We start from the raw sequence: 16,265 nt of genomic DNA on the forward strand, positions 1-16,265 counted from the left end.
TTTTTCTTGCTTGAGCTGCCTTACCCACTTATCCATTGTCGATTTACCAACACCCATGGCTTTTGCAGCTTCAACAACGGTGTAGTTTTGATCGAGAACAAGTTGCGCTGCTTCGAGTTTGAATTCCGCACTGAAAGTGCGTCTGGTACGCTTGGTCATAGTTTCACCTGTCATGCTATGAGGTGTATTTTAACACCTCTAATCAGGTGGCCAAATTCACCGTACCACTACAGAGATACTGCAACAAACACAAGTAGTAACAGTCATTCCTTACTTTGAAGTTTTCCGACTGTCCCCATGATGCTCTCAATGATCTGACACCATGGGAATATGAAGAATGAACAAGTCGAAAACTCTAATTATGAACACAACTAATTAGGGGAGGTTTACAGAAGCACTAAATTAAAAAGGGGCATAGGCTTTTCAGAGAGAAAGAAAAGCCCGTTGTGTCTGGTAGAAATTAAATCACTTTAGATATGAAAGGTAGGTTGCGGGACTTATCTTTCCACGGTAGGCCATAACCGACTAACAGCTCGTCATTATCCATTTCATAAGCAAAGTATTGAGGAACTGGAATATCTACTCGACTGGGTTTCACAAACAGAATTGCTATTGATAAAGATTTAATGTCAAAATTGTTGCTCAAATGCTCAGTCAGGCGCTTCATAGTACCTCCAGATTCAATCGCATCATCAATCAAAATGACATTTTTTCCCGTTACGTTGATGTTCTGGTGATACACAATTTCAGAGCGATTGTTCCTATCTCCAGGAATATGAGGGCAAGAGATATAATCCATACTGATATCAAAGGATAACTGGCGAACAAGATCAGCCGTAAATAATATTCCACCAGGGACGACGGTAATCACGACAGCATCATCAAATTGTTGATTAAGCTGTTGAGCAACCCGTTTTACACCTTCTTGAATCTTAACTTCATTCAACACTACTTCACCAACATAGGAATGGTTTTTCATTATTTCGCTTCCTTCTCTTCTGGAGTCGTACCCGATGAGCATTTAAGTTCACGAATAACGCGAGCGGGATTACCACCAATGACCAGGTTGTGACCAAAGCTCTTAGTGACGACACTTCCAGAGGCAACAACCACATTGTTACCCAAAGTGACACCCGGGTTTATCGTCGCATGCCCACCAATCCAGCAATCATTTCCTATGTGAATTGGCTTTGCAGACTCTAGCCCACTGGCTCGCTCAATTGGGTCAAGTGGATGTGTCGCGGTATAAATTCCTACTTGAGGTCCCAGCATACAGTTATCGCCAAAGTGTACTTCGGCACAATCCAGAATGACGCAATCGTAATTGGCGAAAAAATTGGAGCCAACATAAATATTGCAGCCGTAGTCGCAATAAAAGTTTTGATGAATCGAAATATTGTTACCCGCTTTGCCCAGTAAGCTTTTCAAAAGCTTCAAACGGCTTTGTTCTTCTTCAAAAGAAGAATGATTAAAGTTATCAATCAATTTCCTTGTTCGGGCACGCATTAGACTCAAATTGTTATCACTTGGGTTGTACAGCTCTCCAGCGAGCATTTTCTGAAATTCGTCCACTAGTCATTACCTTATTTGGAAAAACTGAAATGATGAGATGAATGCTGTTATCAAAGGATTTTGATTCAGACTTTGAGAAATAATAACTCCAATCACAGCGTTCTTCTTCGTCGTAAGTGCTCTGGCGAACGCATTGGGGCGATACCTCAATTCATCCAATGCGACTGTGACTAGTTGACTAAGCTTGGGTGAAACACCTCGACCATTCACGACCCTTGAAACAGTTGCCAAAGATACTCCCGCGTAATTTGCGACTTTCTGCATTGTTACCATTACACAGATCTCCATATAAATTGACTAATCTTTATTGCGTCAAGCCATCAAATACTACTCGGAAGAAGTATACACAAAAACAAACATCAATGAACACATTTAAACAAAGTTTATGTTTGATTATTGATGTTTGTGTTCATTTGTGTTCTCATCACTTTTAGTGAAACCAAGTAAATAAATGGGAAACACGAAATGATTAAACTGATTATCACTGATATGGATGGCACATTTCTAAACAGTCATGGGGATTACAACCGCGAATTGTTTCAGGAAGTCGTCACTAGTATGCAGGAGCATGGAGTGAAATTCGCCCCTTGTACAGGTAAGCAAGTTGAACGTGTTGAAGAGCTATTCGGCGAGCAAAGCAAAGATTTTTGGATCCTCGGAGACAGTGCGACTCGTATCAAGCACCAAGGCGAGTTTATTTATCAATCTCTACTCAACAGCAGGTTAGGGCTTAATATTATTCGGCAATTAGAAGCTATAGAAGGTTCGCATATTGTGATTGCATGTACCCCTGAATTTGCTGCCATCAAACGAGATACACCGGAGCATTTACACGCTTTAGTGAGACGTTCTTATTCTGCGGTAAAACTGGTCGATTCATATGAAGATATTGTTTCTGATTTCGTTAAGATCACTGTATATGACGAGAATAAACAGTGTCCAACAATCCGGCCTCAACTCTCTCACTTTGACGAACAAGCCTATGTCGTAGTCTCTGAAGCTGCATGGATTGATATTGCGAATAGAGGCGTTCACAAAGGCAGTACTGTTGAAAAGCTACAATCCATCGTCGGAGCGACAAAAGCTGAAACTATGGTATTTGGAGATGGGTTCAATGATATTGAACTGATGGAGCGCGCTAGTTTTAGCTTTGCGATGCGTAATGCTTTTGAAGAGACAAAGGCAGCTGCAAATTATATTACTAGGTCAAATGATGAAGATGGTGTAATGCACACAATATTACAGTTCCTGGCACTCCAAAGAAAATCATAACTTATTTCTTTAAGCGGGCGTGACGAAAGGCGTAACCACTTAAAGACTTTAAATCCGACAACAATAAATGAACAGATGTGAACATAAAGATTGTTTGTTTATAATGGTTGCCTTAGATCTTGAATAGAAAATGATAATGGAAAAATTTTCACCAGAAGAACGTCATCAGTTAATCCTGAATTTGCTGGAATCTCATAATAAAGTAATGGCGACCGATTTAGCCGCTCGACTTGGAACGACCGAAGCGACTATTCGTCGAGATTTACGTTTTCTTGCTAATGAAGGATTGTGTAAACGAATTCATGGTGGGGTATTGTCTCTCGTACCGCCAACAGGTACACAAGAGCAACGTTTAGAAAATAGAAATAGCGAAAAACAAGCTCTGGCGCTCGCCGCATTAACCATTATCAAAGCCGAACAAGTCATTTTCTTAGATGCGAGCAGCACTCATATGTTGCTCGCAAGCCTGTTACCTAACGATATCGGCTTAACAGTCGTGACAAATAGTCCAGCGATAGCTACCCGATTGCTGGAAAGACAGTATATTCGCACCATTCTTATTGGTGGTGAACTGAATTATGCAGTTGGCGGTGCCATAGACATTACAGCCGTAGAAGCGTTAAGCAAATTTCGATTTGATCTCTGCTTTATGGGGATTTGTGGTTGGTCATCAGCAGCAGGGTTCAGTGCTATTCACTATCAGGATAGTCAATTCAAACGCCATGCTGTCTCCAAAGCTGGAGCTATTGTTGCACTGTGTACTGAGGACAAAATAGAGGCATTAGGCTCATACCCGTTTATGACATCTGAAGACGTTGATTACCTGATCTGCTCTCCAAGCAATACCATAGCAAAAGACTATTTTAGCCAATTAGATTGCACCGTCATTACCAGCAATCCTACGTAGCAGGAAATGGCAAGACTTCTAAAGTTGATATGCAGACTGTCATTCGGATAATTTGAATTAAGTCAAACAAACTGCAACCTAAGACGCTGAGCAAAAGACAATCCTGAGAAGGAATGGGCAAAAGTGCGTTTGCGAGAGAGCATTGCATTTTGGAGACCAAATGGATTAGAGAGATTATCAACAACCGGTAAGGTCGTTTAGATACAGAGAAATGGGTAAAATGTGGATATGATCTCGTTGTAACCATAGCTGTGTACGGTACCATCCGGCAAAGTTGCTGTGGTGATATTCCCCCATGCATCATAGCTGTAGGCTGTCGTTTCTCCCAGTGCATTGGTTTCAGCCACCAGCAAGCCATCCTGCCACTGCTGCTCCAACCGATTGCCTGCCGCATCGACAATTGCATAAGGTCGGTTACGCTCATCCAGATGGAAAGTTTCAATCCCACCGAAAGCACTTTTGTAATAATGGATATGTTTTTCATCATCGTAGCGGATTCCCCTCGCACGGAAAGTAGCCTGCCGGATTTGTCGTAGTTTATAGCTGGCTAGCTCCCGCAGCGGTGTCCGGTCAGCTTCGCACAGCGTCAGTTGTGTCATACGGTTACGCTCGGTCTTGACCTCAACCAACCGTCCATCACTGAGGATGACCCATTTGAGCGTGCGACGCTCATAAGCAAACCGAATGGTATTACCGTAAGCATCAGATATTTGGGACAGACGCAAGGTTGTGCCAATCGCATGACCAAAATGATAAATCAGACCATCTTTATGTCTGAGCAGTAATTCTGCATTTTTCCCCCGAAGCAATCACCATTGAGGTTTGATCAAAGATGTTGTTGCTTCATCCGGCTCTGGAAGCTCAAATACGCCTTGGGTATAGTCGGTATCGGTAAAGGTTGCCTGTATCCCTTCGATAGTCAGTGAGATATCCCAGTTGCTGCGCCACAAACTCCCCATCAGACCCGTTTCTTTCAGCCCTGTTGAATGATAATAACGTTGATGCTCCAGTGGCAAAATGCCCGTCAATATAAAATCCTGCCGCTCCTCAAATGCTTTCCCTGTATTCAGGTCAATTGGATCTCCCCTTCTGGTCCACCCATCAGCTTCTGCTCTACACCCTCCTGTTTTTTTTCGCCCTCTCTGACTTAGCTGCTCGCGTGTTCGAATCCGAATGCATCCTCTCTTTCCCTGCATTGAGATTATCTGCATCTACTACGGTATTTTTCGGGTGTGGTGTACCGGTTTTACGGGTAATAACTTTATCGATAAATTCATCGACCTTGTCACTGATCTTACCGACCATTTCGTCGATTTTCTTTTCCAGCGACTTCATCGCATCAACCAGCATTTCAAACGAGTTGCTCAGTAGTTTGACTGCCCAGCTTTTACTGTTCTTAATCGCCTTGGTCAGCCCGTCAATAATGTCATTGAGTAATTTTTTGGCTTTGTTGGCATACTCAGACAGCAAGCCACCGAACTTTTTCAGATACTTAACCAGATTACCGTTCGACAAGCTGCGCAACATTTTCATCGCCTGTTGAATGACCCGTGAATCCGATTTTTTCAGTGCATCAATGATAGTTTTACCGGTTTTCTTGGTCGCATCCCCCAGCCCCGGCAACCTAAGTCATACAAGTCCATCGCCTGCCCGACCACCGGCACAAACCCAAGCGCAATTTCACAAAACAGCAAAATAGCCGTGTTGTCCTGCGCCATGCCGGCCATTTCTCCGGCCAGACTATGGTGGATTTTATTAACCGCCTGTCTCAGTTCTTTAGGCCCGTGATTAATCTCTTTATCCAGCTCCCAAAAGCGGTCATAGGCTTCTTTGTAGTCACTGTCGACCCAAGTGAACCATTTGCGATCAACATCAACAAAACTGTCGGAACTACCGGATTCATCGTAAGTGAGATATCCCTCCCGACTCAGCAGGGTATACAGCGCAAAGTATTCACCAGCTTTGGCCGCATATTCGGGATTAGCCTGAATCACGGGATTGTTTTCTGCCACCTCTTTGGGGTTGAATTCATCACTGCCTTCACCCAGCAAAATTTCAAACCCGCCGCAGCCCATGTTCTGGATTTTGCACATGCCCTGCTTGTCGGTTTTGCCCGAAATCTCGGTTTTGTTACTGTCAGTCAGCACAAATTCAGCTTCTGGTACGGGTTTGTCATCGTCATAGTGATAGCGGATAAACACAGCCGCCATCGAGGACATTATCGGTCGAGAAGTTCTGGGTAGCGGCCTCTGCACTGGAGAGCAAGTCGGCTTTTTTGTTATCGCTCATAGGTAGATAAAAGTATGAAAGAAGTATGATAATTCGCTTATTGTGCCGCAAAATGCACATAAGTGCATATTCAACAACAGAAAAGTCGACCATGATTCCAACATCAAATCACAGCCGGACATCACCATAAAAAAGCCGGGAGGTTAATCCCGGCTGTGTTGATATGATGTGACTGTCAAAGATTCGGAGGGTCTAACCTCACCAAATCACAGCAGATGTCACTAGATTAGACAAGAATCAGATCAGACAAGAATCGTCATCTGCATCACTACTGCTACTATCGTCAGTCGCTTTATCTTCATCAAACGCGAACTTCAGCAGATACAACGCATTCTGTTTCACCACATTATCCGCATTACTGGCACTAATCCCTTTATCACCAAAAGCATATACTGCCACTGAAGCCGCATAACGAGGCACATTGATCGCTTGTTGACGTAAGGTCTTCACTAATTTTTTGATCCGTTTCGGACAAAGCAGTCCGCTCCCTAAAAGGTCTTTGGTCCATCCTTCTACTTTGCGTTCCCCTTTTAGAATCACGTCACCGTATTGATCAGTCACATATTCACCGATGACACTACCTGTTGCACCCGACGCGCATCCCAGAGCCATATCAGCGACTTGACCACCCCTGATAGAAGAAGTGAAAGTACCGATACCACACCCTAACGACGCATAAGCAATATACTTGGCTGCTTCGCCAATCTGTGGTGTACCACTCGGGTTGGTCTCAGTAACCCCTTTATGACCCGCTGCATCACTGATTTTCTCAGACAAAGAGCTACCGATAATGGATACCATCGAAGATGCAAAACTGGTCGAAAATGCCTGTCCGAAATCACCGAGATCACCGCCCTGAACCACGGTATTAATCCCGATACTGACCGTCGAATGGACAACGGAACGAATGATTTGTGCCTCAATACTGTTACCGACAATGTCAATTGATGTCGCATCCTGAATCGCGTTCGCTGCATCAGTACCTTCGGTGAAGAAGTGGGTATCAACCCCTTTGAGCACACCCGCAGTCACCATCGATGTCGCCAGTGAAATTAACGCTTTTTTAGACGACAGAGATTTCAAGGTTGCTTTAACATCAAACTTATTCGACATCAGGCTGCTGGTTGCCTGTGAAACCAAAGACTTGAAGCCGACATTAATTGCCGTATACAGCGGCCCTTCGCCCCCAATCACAGCCATACCGGCACCGCTGGTCGCAACCGCCATTGCCACCGCAATAATCGCCATCGCTGCCGGTGTCAGGCCAGACTGGTCATAATCCCAGTCTTCCATCACCAACTGGACTTGCTGCCAGTCAATGTTGATCGACGGATCATTACGTACATTCAGCATCCACGATAATTCAGGCGTTTGTGCCAGTGTTGCCAGTGTTGTGTCCAGATTATGCTTATCACCGGCATACTGAATGCGCACTCCACTGTATGCATTGAGCATGATGCCACCAGAATTGACGAACTCAGAATAGTACGCCACTTCTCGCTGATAACCATGGCCTTGATGGCGGAACGCTAATGCCCCGTCATAAGATTTCGCATAACTATAATTTTCAAGCAGTTTAGCCAGTTTAAAATCAACAGCACCATAATCAGAAATGATTTTAGCCAGTCCCTGACTATCAACGGTAACCGCTTCTAACGACACATCGCCCTGAATGGTATGCAGAACCATACTTTGGCCTGCCTTGAGCAGGGTTTTAACGATTTTAGACTCGGTCTTACTCTCCGATTCACTCTCCTTGCTGCCGAATAAGCCACCACTATCGGCTTCAAAACGACGGTCAAAGGTCTTCATGTCCGCAGCACTTTTCAGCGTAATCCCATGCGCAGCCAGAACTTCCAGCAGCCCCTGACTTTCCAGCACACCGCCTTCAATATAAACCTCGCCACCTGAGATTAGCGACAGTGTATCCACAGCAGAAAGGTGCGTTTGTAAGTTCACCAGTGACGACTCACTGTCAGACCAGTGGCTGCCGGATTCCGCCCGCTCGCTTTTTGCACTCTGCGGCACAAGAATGACGTTGCCTTGCGCCTGAATCCGCAAATCTCCCTGTGCAGAGAACTGTCCACCATGACTGACCACATCTGAAGCCGTGCGAATATTCAAATCGCCCAAGGACACAATTGAACCAATCTGATCAAAATGCTCAGAATAGCCGTGGCCGTAGTCAAAGCGCGTCACTAGTGTGTCATTCACCAGTTTATTGGCAATCAGTGATACATCATCACCGGTAATCGTACCGGATAAATTCTGAAGTTCACGACCGGTCCGAATTGTCAGTTCACTGCCTGACACCCTGCCTTTGGTATTAATAAAGTCACGTGTAATATCCAGTAAGGCATCATGCTTAAAACGAACATTGGCGTCATTGACCACAAAAGTATCGGTTTTGATACTGGCGGAACCGGCTGCCAGTGTTGATTCAGAGATCTTCTGGTTCGCAATCGTGGTTGATGTTAAGTAAACAAACGGCACCATGTATTCACGGCCATTGATAACACGGATTTCCGGCCACACCATATCTGCGGGAATCTGAGTGATTTCATCGGCAGTTAACGTTTGTCCCAGTTTCTTCGCATGAGACTGCGCGTAACTGACGGCATTTTCATACAACTTTTTGGTCTGTTCGTTATAGCTGGAATAACCGGGAGCCGTAATCCAGCTTTTATTCAGCAACTGGGTAATTTGCTGGCGGATCACACCACGCTCGACATAAGGTGTCCCGAATCGCGCCGGAATATCACTCAAAGTTGTGTCTTTACCATGATAGGCCGATAACATCGCAGGATAACTGGCTTTGAGTTGCTCAAAGAAGAATCCGAATCCGTCAAAAACAGCCAATTCATTTTGTTCAATCGCCCCCTTATACAGATAATCCTGAACTTGCTCTTTCAGTTCATAACGTGCCGAACTGGACACCGCATTGGTAATCAAGTCCAGCGCAATGTGCTGTTGAGTCGCGGCATAAACCGGGAAAGCCATATGGGTAAACAGTATCGGTAACAGCGTAGAAGAAGTCAGGCGCTGCCACGACGGTATTTGATTTTTTTTCATAGTTTGATTTACCTGATTCTGAGTCATTCAATTACATTTATATTCACGAATACATGACGATAGACCATGATTAATCCCCTTTATAATCAGGATTTTGGACGAAGAAGGTCACGTCGTTGGCGGTAATCGGAACGAATTTTCCAGGTTTTCCGGGTTTCACCGGTTGGGGCATCGGCTTGGGATCATAAGCTGTCGCTTTAGGGCCGAAAGTGATGTTCTGCAACATGCTGTATTCACTGCCAAAGCCTTCATGAATGTGTCCGTCAACGAGGAAGATAAATGGATACTCAGCAGTCTTACTATTCTTGGTCAGCGCAACGCTGGACGTCGTCCAATGTTTACGCTTATGTTTAATACAGTGGCCGAATACACGCTTACTACAGTAACGTTTTGAATGTTGCGTAACGGTGGTATGTTCAAAAATATCCCGAATTTTCAGCCCTTCCATCCAGATTTTATTGACCGAGCCGGAAACATCGCGCTTCACTTCAACACTACTATGTTCGTTATTGAACATATCACTGTTCAGAATCAGATCCTGACCGACATTCAGTCTCGCTGGCGGGGATAAAACCTTCAGGTATTGGATATGTTGATTGGTATGAGTGCCGTTTGGATTTCCGTCCACTTTTTCGTAGGTATCCGCCCAGATATGGTAGCGTTCATTATCGATGATCGGAGCTTGTAAAATCACATTACCCGTCCAGGATTCGGCAACGGCTGACATATTCCAGAACCGTTCTCTCACCCGGATGTCCATAATCGATTCGGCAGAAACCACCACTTGCTCACTCTGAGCCAGATCTAAATTGAGTTCGGGATCGGTATAACTGTTTCTTGAAACTTCATAAGGGTTGGCATTGGTAAAATTCTGAGCAATCACCTTGATATTCTGGCCTAAAATATAAGCACTCAGAGATTTTGCGGCAACTTTGCCACATCCTTTAAACGGCGGCACGGCTAATTTCCCACCGACTTCAATCGAAGGAGAACTATGAACCACCCGCAGCATTGCACATATTTCAGCCGGTTTGAACGGATAATATTGACCGTTGATCACATCCTGCTGAGACGTGAGCTCAATATTCTCACCCAGAATAATCCCGCCATATTGGTTTTTCACTCCAGTCTGACCATTCAAGTAAAGATCACGCGTCGCTTCAATATCCCCCTCATTGACAATACTCTGTCCGGTAAAATAAACAGACTCGCCGGAAATTGCACCAAAGTTTTTAATTTCACTGACTGCAACAACGTTGATCTCAGCCCCCTGAATACTATCCAGCAAATAGTTGTTGCCGGCAGACAATGCGGCAATATGAATCGCCCGGGTAGATTCAACATCAACTTTATTGGTGGCAATAATTTGCTCAGACAAATAGATATTGCCATTCGATTTAATCGACACCGACTCTAAAGGAATAATACTGCGTTCATTATATCGGCCGACATACGTCCAGTTGCCTTGTGTTTTAATAAGCCCGTTGATCAAAATAGACCCTAAATCATAGGTTGATTCAAGGTGAAGGTTACCGACTGAAATTCGACCTTTATCGGTGATCTCTAAGGCGTTTGATGCGTTTTGATAAGATTTGCGATTAAACTGTTGATAATGCGCATCAGACCGACGGTCGGTATAACGAAAATGGTTTTTACCCACAATAATTTGCACGTCACCATTCGAGACTTCTAAATTACCACCGGCATCAATTTCTTTCACTTCCTGATGATTGCGAGTTGAAAGGCTGCCTTTCATATTGGTACGTAGCGGGCCATCAACCAAGACACGGCCTGCGGCAATATCTAACAACGATAAATCGGTTGCCGTCAGCCCGTTACCGTTAATTGTGACCGTCCCACCGCTGACATCAATCCCCGTCAGTTCGCCATTCACTAACTGCACGGTACCGGTTGCAAGCGTCGCCCGCTCGGTATTCTCGATAGAACAGCCTTGACACTCAATCCCACCGGGAGCGACAAGCACCACATCTGCCGCATGTCCTTCAACCCGAACCGATTGAATATTTGCCTGTTGATTTTGCTCGACAACCAATACGATCGTTTGAGCCGGAGAATGACCAATTTTCGGGTTCATGACTAACGAGTTGAGCAAGACAATATTTTTTCCTTGCGCATTAAACGTATTAAAGTAATTCACCGATACCCCTTGCTCATTTGCCTTCGCAATCCGGACATAATATTGACCGGATTGATTGAGCACAGATGTTTGATCAGCACGGCTCCCTTCATCTTTTGCATTGATCGCTGCCACTGCCGAGTGACATATCGAAACCAGAGAGAGACAAATAATGAGCCATACGGATTTCACTGAAGCCCCATATCCGGCGTTCAGTTTCCTATTTATATTAGCCAATGTGATACCTACGATTCAGATATATTTTTATATTTAAATGAAAATGTTTATCAGAACACGATAAACCCTAACGAATTAACTTTTCCCATGTCATGAAAATGTCAATTTCAGCAAGCAAATCATATCACTGATATCAAATTCAACAAGTGAACATTTATAATAATTTTTTGTACAAAAATAGCTATCAGGCATTATAAAAACACAATCCATCAGAGTCAGCACTAATATATTCATAAATTAGTTTATTACTGCTTAATTACATTTATTCAAATGATATATAAATGTAATTGCTGACGGCTTGAGCCGTTCGCGGATTATCTATCCTGAGCACAGATATCAGTCAGCTCAACTGCCGATAGCCGATAAAGTGTATCCATGGCATAACTCAGTACGTTATTCGACCCGCACGTCAAAGTTTAACAACGATAGTTCGATACCATTCCCTTTGCAGCTAAGCTCGGATAAGCTACGCTTTGGTCTTCCGAACTTTACCTGTGCCGCTCTGGCTCACGACTCAAGAAATCAACACTGATGAAATTTATCCATACTTCAGACTGGCACCTTGGCCGCCAGTTTCACAGCGTTTCACTGATTGCCGATCAACGCGCCGTGTTAGCACAATTGGTCGCTTTTATTGAAGACAATCCGGTTGATGCAGTTATTGTTGCCGGTGATATTTATGATCGTTCCGTGCCGCCAACGATTGCTATCGAACTCTTGAATCAAATCATCAATCAAATTTGTGGCACACTCAAGACACCTATGATTCTCATCCCGGGCAATCATGACGGTGCAGAACGGCTCGGCTTCGGTGCCGGACAGATGAAAAACGCCGGCTTGCACATTATCAGTGATTTTGACCAAATGCTGGAGCCGGTTATCCTTGAGAGTCCATCTGCCGGTGAAGTGGCTTTCTACGGCATCCCTTACAGTGATCCTGAAACCGTGCGTGCGGCTTTTCAGACTTCAGTCTCCACGCATGATGAAGCCCATCAGTTACTGACCCAAAAAGTTCGCGAACAGGTTTCTCCCACCCAAAAACAGGTGCTTCTCAGTCACTGTTTTGTCGATGGGGCAATTGAGTCCGAATCCGAAAGACCACTCTCGATCGGGGGCTCAGATCGGGTCAGCCATGAACATTTTGTTGATTTTGACTATGTCGCCCTCGGCCATTTGCATCAGCCCCAATACAAAGGCGCCGCGCATATTCGCTATTCCGGCTCTTTAATGAAGTACAGCTTTAGTGAGCAGTATCATAAAAAAGGGTTCACTCTGGTTGAATTGAATCACGACGGGTTTGTCTCTGCCGAACAAGTCGAACTGACCGCACCGCATGAAATGCGGATCCTTGAAGGTGAGCTGAACACCATTCTTGAACAGGGCAAAACCGATCCTCAGCATCACGATTATTTGCTGGTTCGGCTGACAGATAAGCACGCCATTCTCAATCCGATGGAAAAACTCCGCACCGTCTACCCCAATGTGCTGCATTTGGAAAAACCGGGGATGTTAATTGGTATTGAGCAAGCCATGGCTCCCGCCAGACTGGCCCGCAGTGAGATCGACATGTTTCGCGATTTCTTCGTTGAAGTGCAAGATAACGAATTATCGGCAGAACAAGATCGCGCTATCAGCGACATCATCAACCAACTGACCCGGCAGTAAGAGACATCCATGACACCATTACAACTGACCATGCAGGCCTTTGGCCCGTTTGCTAAAACCGAACAGATTGATTTTACCCGTCTGGGGCGTCACCCGCTGTTTCTGATTAATGGCCCGACCGGTTCAGGTAAAACCTCGATTCTGGATGCAATCTGTTTTGCACTATATGGCGAAACCACCGGCAACGAACGTCAGGGCACGCAAATGCGCAGTGATCTCGCCAGCGCCGATACCCCGACAGAAGTGACCCTGACTTTTGCCCTGCACGATCAAGTCTACCGGGTCACCCGGAGCCCGGAGCAACCCGTTCCCAAAAGCCGTGGCGAAGGGACAACCACTCGCAAGCATAGCGCAGCGCTGTATAACATAACCGACGGAGAGAAACTGATCACCGCCAAAACCGCGCAGGTGAAAACGGAAGTGACAACTTTGATTGGTCTCAATGAAACACAGTTTCGTCAGGTGATGGTGCTGCCCCAAGGGCAATTCCGCGAGCTGTTACTGGCCAGCTCTAAAGATCGGGAAGCCATTTTCGGTCAACTGTTTCAGACCGATATTTATAAAAAAATCGAATTTGCACTCAAAGATAAAGCCAGTGATATCAGTCAGGCTAAAAACGAATTCGATAACCAGATCCGCGGCGCTTTACAAGTGGCAGGTGCCACCTCTGAACAGGCACTCGACGAGCAACAAACTGAGCTTGGCCAACAGCTCGAAGCGGCTCGTCATCAAGAACAGAACGCGCTGTCTGCACTCAATCAGATCAAATCTGAGATTCAAAAGGCACAGGCGCTCAACCAGGATTTTGATCGCTTCAACCATGCGCAATCGGCACTCAGTACCCATCTCGAACAAAGTCCGCACATAACTGCACGGCAACAACAACTGGAGACCGCACGCAATGCGGCCAAAATCCAACTGCCTCATATCAATTGGAGCAATGCCGTCAAGCAGGTAGACGAGTTTCAACAGAAAATCATCACGCAAGAAAAGGCACACCGCGCCGCGCAGGTTGAACAGCACAACAAGCAAACTGCACTCGATGCAGCGACTGAACAAGCCAAACAGATTCCTGAGCTGACGAAAACGGTCTATCAGTTAGAAAGTCTCAAAACCAAACTCGCGGAAAAACAGGCTCTCGAAGATAAAATCGCGGAAAATATCACCCAAAAGCAGAACCTTGAGAAAACCCAGACTCAATATCTTGCTCATAAAGAAAAACTGCTCCGCGAAGCGGAGCAAGCCCGGCAAGCATTCGAGAAAGCACAAGCTGAACTCGCTGAAAAGCCCGTCATTGAAGCAGAAATTGCCCGCATGCAGCGCTTAGCCACTGATCTCACTCAACTTGAAAGCCTGAGAAAACAGTATCAGCAAGCGGTGGAACAGACGCCGCAAAAGACCGCTGCCATCCAACAGGCAAAGCAGAGTTTTGAAGCGGCACAACAACAAGCTGACCGGTTAGAAATGCAGTGGCACAGTGCACAAGCGGCCATTCTGGCCAGAAAACTACATCCCGGTGAGGCGTGTCCGGTCTGTGGCAGTTGTGAGCACCCTTCTCCTGCGGTCTTGACCGATACTGAAGTCACCAAAGCACAAATCCGCCAAGTCCGCGCTGAACAGCAGCAGGCATGGCAGCACTATCATCAGCTTTGCGCTCAGCTCGAACAACACCAGACCTTGATTAGCCAGACCGAGCAGCGCTTGAATGAGTTAACCACGCAGCTCGGTGAGCAAGCCTCAATCCAGCCGGTGCAGCTCCAACAAGATTTACAAGTCAAACATCAGCGACTGCAATATTTATCGACGCTCAATCTGGAACAAATGACGCAAGCCGTTACAACACTCAATCAACGCTGTGAAGACGGTGAAACGAAACTGGCCGAACTCCATCAACAAATCATCACTAACGATTCACGGCTGAGTACCAATCAGGAGCAACTACGTCAGCTCAGCGAATCAATCGACCCCAAGCGTGACAGTGTCACTAAGGTTAATCAAGAAATCACCACCACACAGCAACAGATCGACACTCTCAATCAAGCATTGACCACGGCACAGACTGAACTACAACAAGCGACACTGGCTTGTTCGAACCTCAACAGTCAGCTCATCACCAATCAGGAGTTACTCCAGCAGGCACAAACGCGCTTGACAGCGGCAGAAGCCGAATGGCGTCAAGCGCTGGCAGACAGCCATTTCCGCGATGAGCAACACTATCTCGCCAGTCTGTGCACTGAGCAGGAAATCCAGCAATGGCAGCAAGAGCTGGATGAATTCAAACAGACCCAAACGCGTCTGGAACAGACGCTGGCTGACTTAACCGCAGCCTTGAAAGATGCCCAAAGACCGGATCTGGAAGCGCTGAATATAACCCTGAATCAGGCACAACAAACCTATACCAATGCCCGTCAGCAGCTTGATACGATCTACTCAACGTTCGAACGCTTGGAAAAAGTGCGTCACGATATTGCTCAACTGCACGAGCAAAACGCCAAACTGGAAAAAGAGTATCAGGTTTACGGCACCCTCTATGACGTCGCCAGCGGTAAAACAGGGAGCCGGATCAGCCTGCATCGCTTCGTGCTAGGGGTCTTACTCGATGACGTTCTGATTCAGGCTTCTCAACGGCTGAGTTTAATGAGCAAAGGGCGTTATACGCTGGTGCGGAAAACCGAAGGATTCAAAGGCATCGCCGGTCGCGGTCTTGATCTGGTGGTGGAAGATGGTTACACTGGTAAAAACCGCGATGTGGCAACACTATCCGGTGGTGAATCGTTTATGGCAGCACTGGCGCTCGCTTTAGGTTTATCTGATGTGGTTCAGTCATACAGTGGTGGTATCCGGCTGGAAACCTTATTCATTGATGAAGGCTTTGGTAGCTTAGATCCGGAATCGCTTGATCTGGCGATCCAGACGCTGGTTGATCTGCAACAAACCGGGCGAATGATCGGTATCATCTCCCACGTTGCAGATCTGAAAGAGCAAATGGCATTGCGGATTGATGTCGTGCCCTCACTGACCGGATCAATCGTCAAAGTGCATCGTTAAGCGCAGGAGAAACATCAGCTGAGTCATGATTGCCCTAATGGTACATTTGAGTGTCATTAGGGTTCA

The 16,265-nt window shown here is 45.8% G+C and carries 14 protein-coding genes; 4 read left to right on the top strand and 10 right to left on the bottom strand.

The window, feature by feature from the left end:
- The 4 genes from VR7878_RS13435 to VR7878_RS21625 all read right to left on the bottom strand — a co-directional run.
- A partial coding sequence (locus tag VR7878_RS13435; RefSeq protein WP_077333472.1) for a transposase occupies window positions 1–159 on the bottom strand: 159 nt, incomplete at its 3' end.
- Window positions 160–460: 301 nt separating this feature from the next.
- Window positions 461–979 (bottom strand): phosphoribosyltransferase, encoded by a 519-nt coding sequence (locus tag VR7878_RS13440; RefSeq protein ID WP_077336604.1) that lies wholly within the window; start codon window positions 977–979, stop codon window positions 461–463.
- The gene (locus tag VR7878_RS13445; protein WP_077336605.1) at window positions 979–1,572 is read right to left on the bottom strand and encodes a sugar O-acetyltransferase; all 594 of its coding nucleotides are present in this window, start codon (window positions 1,570–1,572) and stop codon (window positions 979–981) included. The genes VR7878_RS13440 and VR7878_RS13445 overlap by 1 nt, the downstream gene beginning before the upstream one ends.
- 6 nt (window positions 1,573–1,578) lie before the next feature.
- Complete coding sequence (locus VR7878_RS21625) at window positions 1,579–1,860, bottom strand: LacI family DNA-binding transcriptional regulator (protein ID WP_077336606.1); 282 nt, start codon at window positions 1,858–1,860, stop codon at window positions 1,579–1,581.
- Between the two features lie 177 nt (window positions 1,861–2,037).
- Here VR7878_RS21625 and VR7878_RS13455 point away from each other — a divergent pair, with 177 nt between their 5' ends.
- Together VR7878_RS13455 and VR7878_RS13460 are read left to right on the top strand one after the other, a co-directional pair.
- Window positions 2,038–2,844: an HAD family hydrolase gene (locus tag VR7878_RS13455; protein ID WP_077336607.1), complete on the top strand. Its 807-nt coding sequence runs from the start codon at window positions 2,038–2,040 to the stop codon at window positions 2,842–2,844.
- Window positions 2,845–2,980: 136 nt separating this feature from the next.
- The gene (locus tag VR7878_RS13460; RefSeq protein ID WP_077336608.1) at window positions 2,981–3,751 is read left to right on the top strand and encodes a DeoR/GlpR family DNA-binding transcription regulator; all 771 of its coding nucleotides are present in this window, start codon (window positions 2,981–2,983) and stop codon (window positions 3,749–3,751) included.
- A 197-nt stretch (window positions 3,752–3,948) separates the two neighbouring features.
- Here the strand turns inward: VR7878_RS13460 and VR7878_RS13465 are convergent, their stop codons facing one another.
- The 6 genes from VR7878_RS13465 to VR7878_RS13490 form a co-directional block, all read right to left on the bottom strand.
- Window positions 3,949–4,560 carry an RHS repeat domain-containing protein gene (locus tag VR7878_RS13465; protein ID WP_077336609.1) on the bottom strand — a complete coding sequence of 204 codons (612 nt, stop codon included), beginning with the start codon at window positions 4,558–4,560 and terminating at the stop codon, window positions 3,949–3,951.
- Complete coding sequence (locus VR7878_RS21500; RefSeq protein WP_306345804.1) at window positions 4,561–4,962, bottom strand: DUF6531 domain-containing protein; 402 nt, start codon at window positions 4,960–4,962, stop codon at window positions 4,561–4,563. It lies immediately after the preceding gene.
- On the bottom strand, window positions 4,865–5,374 hold the full coding sequence (locus VR7878_RS13475; protein WP_139344089.1) for a hypothetical protein: 510 nt from the start codon (window positions 5,372–5,374) through the stop codon (window positions 4,865–4,867). Before VR7878_RS13475 ends, VR7878_RS21500 begins: the two co-directional genes overlap by 98 nt.
- The gene (locus VR7878_RS13480) at window positions 5,317–5,961 is read right to left on the bottom strand and encodes a hypothetical protein (protein WP_077336612.1); all 645 of its coding nucleotides are present in this window, start codon (window positions 5,959–5,961) and stop codon (window positions 5,317–5,319) included. Before VR7878_RS13480 ends, VR7878_RS13475 begins: the two co-directional genes overlap by 58 nt.
- Window positions 5,962–6,277: 316 nt before the next feature.
- Window positions 6,278–9,112 (bottom strand): DUF637 domain-containing protein, encoded by a 2,835-nt coding sequence (locus tag VR7878_RS13485; protein ID WP_159440468.1) that lies wholly within the window; start codon window positions 9,110–9,112, stop codon window positions 6,278–6,280.
- A 70-nt stretch (window positions 9,113–9,182) separates the two neighbouring features.
- Window positions 9,183–11,441 carry a two-partner secretion domain-containing protein gene (locus VR7878_RS13490; protein WP_159440469.1) on the bottom strand — a complete coding sequence of 753 codons (2,259 nt, stop codon included), beginning with the start codon at window positions 11,439–11,441 and terminating at the stop codon, window positions 9,183–9,185.
- Between the two features lie 576 nt (window positions 11,442–12,017).
- Here VR7878_RS13490 and VR7878_RS13495 point away from each other — a divergent pair.
- Both VR7878_RS13495 and VR7878_RS13500 read left to right on the top strand, forming a co-directional pair.
- Complete coding sequence (locus VR7878_RS13495) at window positions 12,018–13,151, top strand: exonuclease SbcCD subunit D (RefSeq protein ID WP_077336615.1); 1,134 nt, start codon at window positions 12,018–12,020, stop codon at window positions 13,149–13,151.
- Window positions 13,152–13,160: 9 nt separating this feature from the next.
- Window positions 13,161–16,199, top strand: a complete 3,039-nt coding sequence (locus tag VR7878_RS13500) for an AAA family ATPase (RefSeq protein ID WP_077336616.1) — start codon at window positions 13,161–13,163, stop codon at window positions 16,197–16,199.
- Window positions 16,200–16,265 lie beyond the last annotated feature (66 nt).

The sequence above is a fragment of the Vibrio ruber DSM 16370 genome (genome assembly GCF_900163965.1).
Taxonomy (GTDB): Bacteria; Pseudomonadota; Gammaproteobacteria; order Enterobacterales; family Vibrionaceae; genus Vibrio; species Vibrio ruber.